We start from the raw sequence: 12182 nt of genomic DNA on the forward strand, positions 1-12182 counted from the left end.
AAGAGTGCATTATTTTTTTATATTTTAGCTACAAGAGCTTTCACCTATAGCTTTAGATATTACTCTAAAGGTTTTTCCAAAGAATGTTTTTTTGTAAGAAACAATACAATCTTCAAAAATATATTCTTCATCTTTATCAACTGCAAAAGTTATTCCATTTACAGTTTCTACAGTATCATTTGATTTTTGTTCATCCAGAACAACGCTTAGGTTAGGGCCACCTCAACCAAAACCTGCAATAGCTAGTCTAACAACAGATTTGCCTTGTTTGCTTAAATTTTCTAAAAGTGCATCTTTAGTTTCATTATCAAAAGTTATTTTCATTTTAATATCCTCCTTATAATTTGCTTTTATTTAGTATACCATGTGGTTTTACATTTATGCTGATAAATATTTGATAAGCTTGGTATTTACTTCTTAAGATAAACTAGGGTAAAAATTATACTGTTTATATAATTTATAATACAATATTTATATAGAAAGATATGTGATTTAATCACATAAATAAGCCAAATTAAAAAATTTAGTATTATGATAAACTATATTGACATTACAGTTTATTTAAAGTAAAATGAAAATAGTAAAAATTTAATAAAGAATCCTTTTAAAAACGGTACAGAGATGCCGGCAAGGGAAGATAATATTTTGGTATGAATACATTTGTAATATGATAAAATTTACAATAATATATTCATATACAAAGTTGTATTTACAGATATTTATAGCTTTCCTTGTTGAGGAAAGCTTTTTTTATTGAATTTTATAAGTAAATCTTAATACCTTTAAATTATCCCAGAGAGGCTAAAAAGGAGTGTTTTATATGTTAAAAGGAAGAAATTTAATCGAACCAATGGACCTTACTTTAGAAGAATTAGACGAAATATTTGACCTAGCAGATGAAATAATAAAAGATCCAAGGAAATTTATACATGCTTGTGATGGTTACTTGCTTACTACATTATTTTATGAGCCAAGTACTAGAACCAGATTTAGTTTTGAAGCTGCTATGAATAGATTAGGCGGAAGTGTAATCGGATTTTCAGAACCAAATGCTAGTTCAGTAGCTAAGGGAGAAAGTATTGCAGATACCATAAGAACTGTTGCATGCTATGCAGACATTGCTGTAATGAGACATCCTAAAGAAGGAGCACCACAGGTTGCAGCACAATATAGTGATATTCCCGTAGTAAATGCAGGGGATGGCGGACACCAACATCCAACTCAAACCTTAACTGATTTACTAACCATAAGAACCCTGAAGGGAAGACTAAATAATTTAACAATAGGTTGTTGTGGAGATTTAAAATTTGGAAGAACAGTACATTCGTTAATAAAAGCTTTAAGTAGATATGAAAACAACAAGTTCGTACTAATTTCACCTGAAGAATTAGAAATACCAGAGTATATAAAGAAAGAAGTCCTTAAAAAGAAAAACATAGAGTTCAAGCAAGTTAGAACTATGGAAGAAGCTATGAAGGAAATAGATATTTTATATATGACAAGGGTACAAAGAGAAAGATTTTTTAATGAAGAAGACTATATAAAACTTAAAGATACTTATATATTAGATAATGAAAAAATGAATCTTGCGAAAGAAGATATGATAGTACTTCACCCATTACCAAGAGTAAATGAGATAGCATATGAAGTAGATAGTGATAATAGAGCTGTGTACTTTAAGCAAGCTAAGTATGGAATGTATGTGAGAATGGCATTAATACTAAAACTATTAGGAATTTACTAAGGTATATAAGGAGGAAGTAATATGTTAACTATAAATAGTATAAAAAACGGATTAGTAATAGATCATATAAAAGCTGGAGAAGGAATAAAAATATTTAACTTCTTAAACTTAGATAAAGCTGATTTCACTGTAGCTCTTATAATGAATGCTAATAGTGATAAGTGTGGGAAAAAAGATATAATAAAAATAGAAACTAGAATAGATATTGATTTTGAAATATTAGGAGTAATAGATCCAAATATAACTATAGATATAATAGAAAATGAAGAAATTAAGGAAAAAATTAAGCTTACACTTCCTGAAAAGGTTGAAAATGTTATTAAATGTAAGAACCCTAGATGCGTTACATCTATAGAACCTAACATAATGCATATACATTACTTAGTAGATGAAGAAACAAAAGAATATAGATGTCATTACTGTGATGATTTACAAAAGGTAACTTCATTATATTAATAGATAGGATTGGAGAATACTTATGGAAATTTGCATAAAGAATGGTACAGTAGTTGACTGGAGTGGAACCTTTGTTGGAGATGTCTATATAAAGGACGGAGTAATTTGTGAGCTAGGAAGAAATCTCATAAAGGATTGTAAAACTATAGATGCGGCAGGAAAGATAGTAATGCCTGGTTTTGTAGATTTACATGTGCATTTTAGAGATCCGGGACTTACACATAAGGAAGATATACAATCAGGTTCTCGTGCTGCAGTTAAAGGTGGATATGTAATGGTAAACCTTATGGCAAATACAAATCCAGTATGTAGCACTATGGATACAGTTAATTATGTTATAAATAGGGGTAAGGAAGTAGGACTTATAGATATTAATCAAGTTATATCTATAACTAATGAGTTTAGTGGAGATGACATAAGCCATTTAGATAAGCTAAAAAAAGGTGATATAAAAGTAATATCAGAAGATGGAAAAGATGTTATGCACAGCGAAGTTATGTTAAATGCTATGATTAAGGCTAAAGAGAAGGATATAACTGTTATGTGCCATTGTGAGAATCATAATTTATCTGATATAGATATGAGACTGGCAGAAAATACTATGACTTGGAGAAATATAACTTTAGCAAAACATGCAGGGTGTAAAGTTCACTTTTCCCATGTAAGTACCAAAGAATCTATGGAATATATCATTAAAGCAAAGGAAAAAGGTCATAAAGTTACTTGTGAAGTATCTCCCCATCATATAGCTTTAACAAATGATGTAGAGTATAGAGTAAATCCACCTCTTAGAGAAAAGGAAGATATGGAATATTTAATCCAAGCTATAAAAGGTGGATATGTGGATAGCATTGCTACAGATCATGCACCTCATACTGAAGAGGATAAGAAAAAAGGAGCTCCAGGAATATCAGGAATAGAAACAGCCTTTGGAGTTTCTTATACAAAGCTTGTAAGGTCAGGTCATATAGATTTAAGTAAGCTAAGCGAAATCATGAGTAAGAGACCTAGTGAAATACTAGGAGTTAATAAGGGTCAAATAGATATAGGTTATGATGGAGATTTAGTAATACTAGATTTAGAAAAAGAATATGAGATACATAAGGAAGAATTTTTATCAAAAGGTAAAAATACTCCATTTAATGGTATGAAAGTATATGGAGAAGTTATAACTACCATAAAAGGTGGTAAAGTTGTTTATAAAAAATAGAAAAGTGAGGGAGTATCATATGATTATAGATAGACTATTCGATATAATTGCAAAAAAAGGACATGTATGTGTGGGACTAGATACAGATATATCATATATACCAGAAAGCTTTATGAAGAAATTTGAAAACATAGGTGATGCAATTTTCGAATTTAATAAAGCTATAATAGATGAAACTATAGACCATGTAGCTTGCTATAAGCCACAAATAGCATATTATGAAGCATATGGATTGGAAGGATTAAGAGCTTATTCTAATACATTAAAGTATATAAGGGAAAAGGGAGCAATATCTATAGGAGATATAAAAAGAGGCGATATTGCTAAAACGGCTGAAATGTATGCTAAAGCACATTTTGCAGGAGAGTTTGAAGCTGATTTTATAACTCTAAGTCCATATATGGGATTAGATAGTATAGAGCCATACTTACCTTATATTGAAAATAGTGAAAAAGGAGTTTTTGTACTGATAAGAACTTCAAACAAGGGCAGCAAGGATATTCAATATATAGAAACTAAGGGTGGCAGAAAAGTATTTAATGTAGTAGGGGAAACTATAAATAATTTAGGTAAAAATTATATAGGTAAGTGTGGGTATAGTTCTATAGGTGGGGTTATAGGATGTACCCATGTAGATGAAGGTATAGAAATAAGAAATTCCTTAGGCAGTACATTCTTTTTAATACCAGGATATGGTGCTCAAGGTGGAAAAGCAGAAGATGTAGCCCTTTATCTTAAGGATGGAAATGGAGGAGTTGTTAACTCTTCAAGGGGTATAATGCTTGCATATAAAGGAAAACTAGATGGTGAAGAAAACTTTGCTAAGTATGCAAAAGAAGAGGCAATTAGAATGAAAAATGAAATTCTAACAGCTATAGGAAATCTAAAAAAATAAATTATAACTACAGTTCATGCCATACAACTTTATTGTATGGCATTATATTAGAATAAATTATTAGGAGATTAGAATGAAAAAAGATAATTATGAATACAAAGTTTGTAAAGTAATAGAGAACAAAGAAGTTGCTAAAGGAATATTTAAATTATCTATAGAGGGTAAGTTTCAAGGAGAACCGGGACAGTTTTATATGCTAAGATCCTGGGAAAAGGAACCTATATTATGGAGACCTATTAGTATTCATAATATAACATCAAATTCTATAGAATTCCTATATCAACTAGTTGGAGAAGGAACAAAATTATTAAGTAATCTTATACAAGGACAAGAGGTTAAGGTTATGGGTCCATTAGGAAATGGCTTTGACGTAGAAGAGATAAAAGGCAAGGTTGCAGTAGTATCAGGAGGAATTGGGGTTGCTCCAATGAGATACCTGGTAGATAACATAAAGGATTCAGAAGTTCATATATTTGCTGGCTTTAGAGATGAAGTTTATGGGTTAGAAGAAATAAGTGAGTTAGATTTATCAGTAAAGGTGTCTACAGAAGATGGTAGTGTTGGACATAAAGGATATGTAACGGAACTATTTAATCCTAAAGATTATGACTTAGTTTTATGCTGTGGACCAGAGATTATGATGTATAGAGTAATTGATATGTGCAAGGAAGTGGGTACAAAGATATATGTATCAGAAGAAAAGAAGATGGCTTGTGGAGTAGGAGCTTGTCTTGGTTGTACATGTAAAACAGTTAGTGGAAATAAAAGAACATGTAAAGATGGTCCTGTATTTAATGGATTAGATTTAGAGTTTTAAAGGAGAAATTATGCTTAAGGTAAATATTTGTAATAAGGAATTCAAGAATCCAATAATGACAGCATCAGGTACTTTTGGCTTTGGTGAAGAGTATAGTAAGTTTTATGATATAGCAAAACTTGGAGGATTTTGTAGTAAGGGCTTAACCTTAAATCCAAGACAAGGTAATGATGGTGTAAGAATCAAAGAAACAACAGGTGGAATGCTTAATAGTGTAGGGCTTCAAAACCCAGGAGTAGAAAACTTTATAAAAGATGAACTTCCAAAGATGAAAGAATATAACACTAATATAATAGCTAATGTTGGTGGAGCTACAGTAGAAGAATATATAAGTATAATCGAGAAGTTAAACCAGGTTGATGTAGACATCATAGAACTTAACATTTCATGCCCCAATGTAAAACATGGTGGTATGGCTCTAGGAATAAAATCAAAGGTTGCCTATGAGGCAGTAAAAGAAGTGAAGAAGGTATGTAAAAAACCATTGATGGTGAAGTTATCTCCTAATGCAGAAAATATAGTAGAGATGGCGCTTAGTTGTGAAGAAGCGGGAGCTGATGCACTATCATTAATAAATACTTTTCAAGGAATGTCTATAGACTACAAAAAACGAAAGGCTGTATTTGATAATATCTATGCAGGATTCTCGGGACCAGCAGTAAAGCCTATGGCTTTAAGAATGGTTCATCAAGTGTGTAAGGCATGTAAGGTTCCAGTAGTTGGCCTTGGCGGTATTACAAATTGGGAAGATGCTATAGAGTTTATAATGTCAGGAGCTACAGGGATCCAAATAGGTACAGCTAATTTTATAAATCCTTTTGCACCATTAGAAATTATAAAAGGAATAGAAGACTTTTTAATAAAAGAAAATATTAAAGATATTAGTGAAATTAGAGGAATAGTATAGGAGGAAAATATTATGGAAAATAAAATTGTAGATATATTAGTTCAGTGTGAGGCATTATTAGAAGGGCATTTCTTGCTATCATCAGGTAAACATAGTAATAGATACTGTCAATGTGCAAAATTACTACAGTATCCAGATAAGGCAGCTCAAGTATTGGAAGTAGTTGCAAACAAGGTTAAAGATTTAGATGTTGATATGTTAGTAGGTCCTGCTATGGGAGGAATAATAGTTGCTTATGAGCTAGCAAGACAACTAGGAAAGCCAGGGATATTTACTGAAAGAAAAGACGGTGTAATGACATTAACAAGAGGCTTTGAAATTAAGCAAGGACAAAGAGTTTTAATTACAGAAGACGTAGTTACAACAGGAAAATCTACTATGGAAGTTGTAGAAGTGCTAAGAGGTTTAGGTGCAGAAGTTGTAGGTGTATGTTGTATAGTCGATAGGAGAGTTGAAAATTGTGCTTTAACTCTTCCGGTTTATAGTGCATGTAAATTGGAAATAGAAAGCTTTGATAAGGAAGAATGCCCACTATGTAAAAAGGATATACCTTATATAAAACCGGGTAGCAGAAACATTAAATAATCGAATAATTAACCAAGTTGTAATAAAGTTCACCTTACTTATAGATTTTATATAGGGAGGTGAATTTTTTTATAAGAGATGGTGCAAATAAATTTTATGTTATAACTAATGATTATAGTCATAAATTATATAATAGGATAATATTATATATCATTAATTAACAACTGGTGTAAGGAGAATGTAAATATGATTAATGATGTTCCTAGTATTATATATGATAAAAATAAAAATCCTCTTAGAGTTATAAAATCATCAAGAGTATTCTTTAAGAAACATGGAAGAGTTGGGTATGTATTTCATGTTGAAAGGGAGGAAAGAATAACAAGTATAAGTGAATTTGACTTAGTTGAAAACAATGGGAATTTTGTTGTTACGAAAGATATATTTGAGAATTCAGATATGATGTAAAAGGTGGAGATATAATTTAGAATAGGAATATACTTATGCTTATAAGCCAAACTATATATAGTTATTTATTATTAATTCTATAGATTATAGAAACTAAATTAATATAATTATATATAGGAGGATATAAAATGAAAGGAAAAATAAATGATATATTATTATTTATTGTAGTATTATTAATTATAGTAACGGTGGTATTAATGGGATGTAATAGTAATAGTAAAAAAAGTGATACTGTGGGAGCCGGTCCTACTGTTGAAGATATGAGTGATGAGCCTATAGATAAAGAAGTAGAAATTAGAAATGCTATATCCACCTGTGAGAGAATTATGGCAGACATTGAAGAAATTCCAGAAATACAATCATCAGTAACCTATATAAACCATGAATCTGTATTAGTTGCATTAAAGTTAAAGGATAACTACAATAATATATCTCCGGAACTACGAATGGAAGTTGAAAAAAAAGTTAAGGACATCTATTCTAATGCCAAAACCATAGCTATAAGTGATGACGAATATGTATATGAGTCAATAGCCAAATTGTTGAAGTCTTTTAAGGAGAATAAGCCATTAGAAGAATTTAAGAAAGATTTAGAAGAGATAATAGAGAATATGTAATAAACATTTTAAAAAGTCCAAGGTTGAATTTTAATAACCTTGGACTTGTATTTTTATATATCTTATATTTTACTTATTAAACATATAGATTGAGAGGAAATTCCTTCTTCAATACCAGTAAAACCAAGACCTTCTTCAGTAGTAGCCTTTACATTAATTTGATCTATAGAAATTCTTAATGCTTCACTAATATTTTCTCTCATGGATGTAATATAAGGAGACATTTTAGGACGCTGTGCAATTATTGTTGCATCTATGTTTTCTATTTTATAATTATTTTTACTTAATAACTCTCTAACTTCATTAAGAAGTTTAATACTAGAAATGCCTTTAAATTCAGCATCTGTATCAGGAAAGTGCTTTCCTATATCACCAAGTGCTGCAGCACCTAATAAACTATCCATAATTGCATGAATAAGAACATCAGCATCTGAATGACCTAAAAGCCCAAGTGTATGTGGTATTTTAACTCCACCAATAATTAAATCTCTATTAGGAATTAACTTATGTACATCATATCCTAAACCAATTCGCATATATAAACCTCCAATAAATAATAAATAATATATCAACTTAAGTTTAACACAGTTTAATCATTAGTATCTATTAGAAAGATAAAAAAGTTTAAGTGTGTAACATCTAATTTCCCAAGTAAAGATGTATAATTAAAAAGTTATAAACATGTTATTCACATTAGTGTGGATAATGTTGATAAAATTTCACGTGTTTATAAGGTGTATATGGAGTCTAGAAGAGAAATTATAGAATTATAAGATGAAAATCTATGTATTAACATTGAATTCACTAAGTTATAAACAGGATACCTGTGGATAATGTTAATAATATGGACAAGTTGATAATTTAACAGTATATAAAATTATATTATGAAGCATCGACAAAGTTTTATTAACAATGTATGTTAATAAAATAATATGTAGAAATTTAGTATTGAAAATATTACAAAATATGATATAATTTTATATGGATTTATAAAGAGTAGAAATACTCTTAATATTTTGTATCAACCATGTAAATGTATACAAAAGGTTATATACTATTTGGTATATCATTTACTAAGTATTAAATTTATTTGGAAATATGGAGGATTTAAAATGAAAAGAATAATTGCATTAGTATTAACAGCAACAATAGGTTTAGCATTAGTAGGATGTGGAACAAAAACTAATACTTCAGAGGATTCATCAGCTAAAACTACTGAGCAAGCTTCTACTGAAGATAGTAAAGAAAAAGAAAGCACAGAAGTACCAGAGGTTACTTATGAAAGCTTTGAATCACTATTAAATAGTTTTGCTAACAAAGAATATTATTATAATGAAGCAAACACTTTAAAATTACTTACTGATGAAGATGAAACTGCATATGTAAAAAAGGCAGAAACTGCTCTTGATAAAGTATTAACTGATGAAAAAATAGACAAATCAAAGGCAAAAATATATCAATATTACAGAAATGTAAACGGTAAAAAAGATCAAGTTGCATATGTAATTACTTATGGAGATAATAATACTGCAGAGAAAATATATGAAGTTTATTCAGATGTATCTGATGATTTTGAAATAACTTTTAAAGAAGTGAAAGAAAATAGTGATATAATTGCGCATAAACAGTTTGCAGAATTATTTAAAGGTGAATTTTAATTAAAATAAAAAATAAAAAAGAAGGAGATAGAATAAATATCTTCTTCTTTTTTATTTTTTTACTTATATTTGAGTTTCAATTTAAATAGTACCTATTGAATCTTTAGTAAGATTAATGATTGTGGACATTTCTTCAGAGCTTAGATAACGCCATTTCCCCGTAGGAAGATTACTTAAGGACACATTCATAATTCTAATACGTTTAAGACTAGTTACTTTGAATCCTAAGTATTCGCACATTCTTCTAATTTGTCTATTTAGACCTTGGGTTAAAATTATATTAAAAGTACATTTGCCAATTTTTCTAACTTTGCATTGCTTTGTCACAGTACCAAGTATAGGAATTCCATTTTCCATTGAATTAATAAATTCTTTTGTAATAGGTTTATCAACGGAAACTACATATTCTTTTTCATGATTATTTCCTGCACGTAATATTTTATTTACCATATCTCCATCATTAGTTAAAAATATTAATCCCTCAGAGGGTTTATCGAGACGTCCTATAGGGAATATTCTCTCGTGATAGTCAACAAAGTCAATTATATTTCCCTTAACATGAGTTTCTGTTGTGCAAGTAATCCCTACAGGTTTATTAAGGGCTATATATACTTTATTTGACTTAGGTTTAATAGTTTTTCCATCAACTACTACAGTATCAGTAGGACTAACTCTTGTTCCAAGGGTAGCTAAGATACCATTTACATATACTTTACCAGATTCAATAATCTTATCTGCTTCTCTTCTGGAACAAATTCCACTTTCGCTTATGTACTTATTAAGTCTAAGTAAGTTTTTATTATCCATATAGTTATATCACCACCTAGCATAAGACTTAATGAATGTTAGTTATTATATAATTACTTACATTCACTTTAAATTTATTGTATAATTATAGCATAATATCAATGTTATTAGTATTATACAATATAATAGATATTATATAAATAAAATTTTAGAGGATATGGGGGGAAATATGAATAATAAAGTAGTAAAGAAGATTTCTAGTATTTTAATAGTAATTATAATGTGTATGACACCATTGGCATTAACTGGTAGTGCCTTTGCAGCAGTAAATATACAGGATTTAAACCATCAAATAAATATACCAACAAATAAAACTTGGACAATAAAGCTTAGTAATAGACTACATACAAACTTAATAAATAACCTTAGTACTTATGTAAAAGTTTTTTCACCTAATGGTGGTGAATTAAAGGTAGGTTTAAGCTACAATGCAACTAACAAGGCTATAAAAATAACACCGCCTTCTGGAGGATATAGTACAAGCACTACCTATAGTATAATTGTAAAATCTGGCTTATATGATAGTGAAGGAAAATATATTGAATTACCTGCAGTAAAGGAATTTTCTACAGTGCCATCAAACCATAATGTATCCACATTAGGTACAATGTCTACTTATTCAGTAGGAACTACAGTAGATAATTTTGCAAATATCCAATATAATAAGAAACCACCAATATTTAGAGCTTTATATTCTGGAGATGCAAGAAAAACAGATATAGCACAGTATTTAGAACCAAGCAGATATAAAAATGATAAAAATGGTATATATATGTTTATGAAACTAAACTTCATACAAGATATAAGTGTAAGTACGCTAAATAATGTATTAGTGGGTAAAGGTACATTATCTAGTATGGGACAAGCATTTTACGATGCTTGTAAAACCAATAATGTAAATCAAGCCTATGCAGTGGCACATGCACTATTAGAGACTGGAAATGGTACATCTACCTTGGCAAAAGGAGTAGACTATAAAAAAGAAGATGGAACTACCGTTAAGGTTTATAATTTCTTTGGAATTTGTGCCTTTGATAATTCACCAGTAAGCTCTGGAGCAGAATCAGCCTATAAAAATGGGTGGACTTCACCAGAAGCAGCTATTAAAGGTGGTATTAAATGGATTGCTGAAAATTATATACATTCAGATAAAAATGCAAAGAACCCTAGACCAGCTCAAGATACTATATATGAAATGAGATGGAATGTTCACAATTACAGTAGTCCATGGCATCAATACGCTACAGATATTGTATGGTCATATAAACAAGTAACTAATATTAAATTAATAATGGACAAGCATTCTAATGTTAAACCACAATTTGAAATACCGGTGTATAAATAATAAGTATAGTATAAAACCCTAGTCATAAATTGACTAGGGTTTTAAAATTATAAAATCAATATATTAGTCAATATTAAGATCATTATCATTTCTATTAATTATAACTTTATAATTATATTTTCCAGCATATTTTTTAAAATTATCAAAATTAAGAGGCTCTCTTTTGTTATCCTTAGTTATATATATATATATACTGCCAGGTGAATATTCATCACACTTCGGGATTAATTCCTCTTTTAATGCTGAGTCAAATAAAAGATTTAAGCCTAAATTTAGTTCGTTTCCTTTTAGTGAACTTAAACTTTCCAATCCTAAAGTAGACCCACTAGAATCTGTAATTTTAACTATCTTGTTTCTATTTATACCTATTTTGATATTGGAATCTAAAGAGAGGATTATATTAGCTCTAGGTGAAAAGAAGATAAAATAAATACAACTTAATACTAATGCACAAATAGATATTAGTATTATAAATACTTTTATAAGATTTGACCTATCTACATATACAGTACCATCATAAATATTACCTTTAATAGGAGCTTTATCATTTCTCTCTAATGTAACAAATTCTTTATTATTTGTTACTATATAAACTTTATCATCATCAAAATTAATTACTTTACCAGATTTTCGCATATAAATACCTTTCACTAATTAAATTTATTTACAACATAAGTATATTTTACAATACAATTTTAAAATATAAAAGCAAAAGTAATCATCATCATAAGAA

14 protein-coding genes are annotated in these 12182 nt (G+C 29.3%); 11 read left to right on the forward strand and 3 right to left on the reverse strand.

All coding sequences use genetic code 11. The features are described 5' to 3' along the window. The first annotated feature begins 820 nt into the window (after positions 1-820). From pyrB to B3Z56_RS00140, 9 genes are all read left to right on the forward strand, one after another. On the forward strand, positions 821-1744 hold the full coding sequence (pyrB, locus tag B3Z56_RS00100; protein ID WP_035130807.1) for an aspartate carbamoyltransferase: 924 nt from the start codon (positions 821-823) through the stop codon (positions 1742-1744). A 21-nt stretch (positions 1745-1765) separates the two neighbouring features. Beyond that, positions 1766-2200 carry an aspartate carbamoyltransferase regulatory subunit gene (locus B3Z56_RS00105; RefSeq protein WP_035130809.1) on the forward strand — a complete coding sequence of 145 codons (435 nt, stop codon included), beginning with the start codon at positions 1766-1768 and terminating at the stop codon, positions 2198-2200. Positions 2201-2222: 22 nt separating this feature from the next. Beyond that, on the forward strand, positions 2223-3410 hold the full coding sequence (locus B3Z56_RS00110) for a dihydroorotase (protein ID WP_346878014.1): 1188 nt from the start codon (positions 2223-2225) through the stop codon (positions 3408-3410). A gap of 19 nt (positions 3411-3429) precedes the next feature. Next, a complete protein-coding gene (pyrF, locus tag B3Z56_RS00115; RefSeq protein WP_346878015.1) occupies positions 3430-4305 on the forward strand; it encodes an orotidine-5'-phosphate decarboxylase in 876 nt (291 codons plus the stop codon). A gap of 73 nt (positions 4306-4378) precedes the next feature. Further along, the gene (locus tag B3Z56_RS00120; RefSeq protein ID WP_346846927.1) at positions 4379-5122 is read left to right on the forward strand and encodes a dihydroorotate dehydrogenase electron transfer subunit; all 744 of its coding nucleotides are present in this window, start codon (positions 4379-4381) and stop codon (positions 5120-5122) included. A 10-nt stretch (positions 5123-5132) separates the two neighbouring features. Next, the gene (locus B3Z56_RS00125) at positions 5133-6029 is read left to right on the forward strand and encodes a dihydroorotate dehydrogenase (RefSeq protein ID WP_346846928.1); all 897 of its coding nucleotides are present in this window, start codon (positions 5133-5135) and stop codon (positions 6027-6029) included. A gap of 12 nt (positions 6030-6041) precedes the next feature. After that, positions 6042-6614: an orotate phosphoribosyltransferase gene (pyrE, locus tag B3Z56_RS00130; RefSeq protein WP_035130817.1), complete on the forward strand. Its 573-nt coding sequence runs from the start codon at positions 6042-6044 to the stop codon at positions 6612-6614. Positions 6615-6800: 186 nt separating this feature from the next. Next, the gene (locus B3Z56_RS00135; RefSeq protein WP_346846929.1) at positions 6801-7022 is read left to right on the forward strand and encodes a hypothetical protein; all 222 of its coding nucleotides are present in this window, start codon (positions 6801-6803) and stop codon (positions 7020-7022) included. 128 nt (positions 7023-7150) lie between these two features. Continuing rightward, entirely contained in the window at positions 7151-7639 is a 489-nt protein-coding gene (locus B3Z56_RS00140) for a YhcN/YlaJ family sporulation lipoprotein (RefSeq protein ID WP_346846930.1), read from the forward strand. Between the two features lie 62 nt (positions 7640-7701). Here B3Z56_RS00140 and ispF read toward each other — a convergent pair whose 3' ends face one another. Continuing rightward, a complete protein-coding gene (gene ispF / locus B3Z56_RS00145; RefSeq protein ID WP_346846931.1) occupies positions 7702-8175 on the reverse strand; it encodes a 2-C-methyl-D-erythritol 2,4-cyclodiphosphate synthase in 474 nt (157 codons plus the stop codon). Between the two features lie 576 nt (positions 8176-8751). Here ispF and B3Z56_RS00150 point away from each other — a divergent pair. Next, entirely contained in the window at positions 8752-9297 is a 546-nt protein-coding gene (locus tag B3Z56_RS00150; protein ID WP_346878016.1) for a hypothetical protein, read from the forward strand. A gap of 81 nt (positions 9298-9378) precedes the next feature. Here B3Z56_RS00150 and rluF read toward each other — a convergent pair whose 3' ends face one another. After that, a complete protein-coding gene (gene rluF / locus B3Z56_RS00155; protein ID WP_346878017.1) occupies positions 9379-10104 on the reverse strand; it encodes a 23S rRNA pseudouridine(2604) synthase RluF in 726 nt (241 codons plus the stop codon). Positions 10105-10273: 169 nt separating this feature from the next. Between rluF and B3Z56_RS00160 the strand changes: the two genes are divergently transcribed. After that, entirely contained in the window at positions 10274-11449 is a 1176-nt protein-coding gene (locus B3Z56_RS00160) for an N-acetylglucosaminidase (protein WP_346846934.1), read from the forward strand. 63 nt (positions 11450-11512) lie between these two features. Here B3Z56_RS00160 and B3Z56_RS00165 read toward each other — a convergent pair whose 3' ends face one another. Then, positions 11513-12085: a hypothetical protein gene (locus tag B3Z56_RS00165; protein WP_346846935.1), complete on the reverse strand. Its 573-nt coding sequence runs from the start codon at positions 12083-12085 to the stop codon at positions 11513-11515. Between the last annotated feature and the right edge of the window lie 97 nt (positions 12086-12182).

It is taken from the genome of Clostridium sp. UBA7791 (genome assembly GCF_002480755.1).
Lineage (GTDB): Bacteria > Bacillota > Clostridia > Clostridiales > Clostridiaceae > Clostridium_J > Clostridium_J sulfidigenes.

What these genes read in the sequence shown, in the direction of transcription:
- pyrB (WP_035130807.1), top strand. Translation starts at nt 821, where the DNA reads ATGTTAAAAGGAAGAAATTTAATCGAACCAATGGACCTTACTTTAGAA.
- B3Z56_RS00105 (WP_035130809.1), top strand. Translation starts at nt 1,766, where the DNA reads ATGTTAACTATAAATAGTATAAAAAACGGATTAGTAATAGATCATATA.
- B3Z56_RS00110 (WP_346878014.1), top strand. Translation starts at nt 2,223, where the DNA reads ATGGAAATTTGCATAAAGAATGGTACAGTAGTTGACTGGAGTGGAACC.
- pyrF (WP_346878015.1), top strand. Translation starts at nt 3,430, where the DNA reads ATGATTATAGATAGACTATTCGATATAATTGCAAAAAAAGGACATGTA.
- B3Z56_RS00120 (WP_346846927.1), top strand. Translation starts at nt 4,379, where the DNA reads ATGAAAAAAGATAATTATGAATACAAAGTTTGTAAAGTAATAGAGAAC.
- B3Z56_RS00125 (WP_346846928.1), top strand. Translation starts at nt 5,133, where the DNA reads ATGCTTAAGGTAAATATTTGTAATAAGGAATTCAAGAATCCAATAATG.
- pyrE (WP_035130817.1), top strand. Translation starts at nt 6,042, where the DNA reads ATGGAAAATAAAATTGTAGATATATTAGTTCAGTGTGAGGCATTATTA.
- B3Z56_RS00135 (WP_346846929.1), top strand. Translation starts at nt 6,801, where the DNA reads ATGATTAATGATGTTCCTAGTATTATATATGATAAAAATAAAAATCCT.
- B3Z56_RS00140 (WP_346846930.1), top strand. Translation starts at nt 7,151, where the DNA reads ATGAAAGGAAAAATAAATGATATATTATTATTTATTGTAGTATTATTA.
- ispF (WP_346846931.1), bottom strand. Translation starts at nt 8,175, where the DNA reads ATGCGAATTGGTTTAGGATATGATGTACATAAGTTAATTCCTAATAGA.
- B3Z56_RS00150 (WP_346878016.1), top strand. Translation starts at nt 8,752, where the DNA reads ATGAAAAGAATAATTGCATTAGTATTAACAGCAACAATAGGTTTAGCA.
- rluF (WP_346878017.1), bottom strand. Translation starts at nt 10,104, where the DNA reads ATGGATAATAAAAACTTACTTAGACTTAATAAGTACATAAGCGAAAGT.
- B3Z56_RS00160 (WP_346846934.1), top strand. Translation starts at nt 10,274, where the DNA reads ATGAATAATAAAGTAGTAAAGAAGATTTCTAGTATTTTAATAGTAATT.
- B3Z56_RS00165 (WP_346846935.1), bottom strand. Translation starts at nt 12,085, where the DNA reads ATGCGAAAATCTGGTAAAGTAATTAATTTTGATGATGATAAAGTTTAT.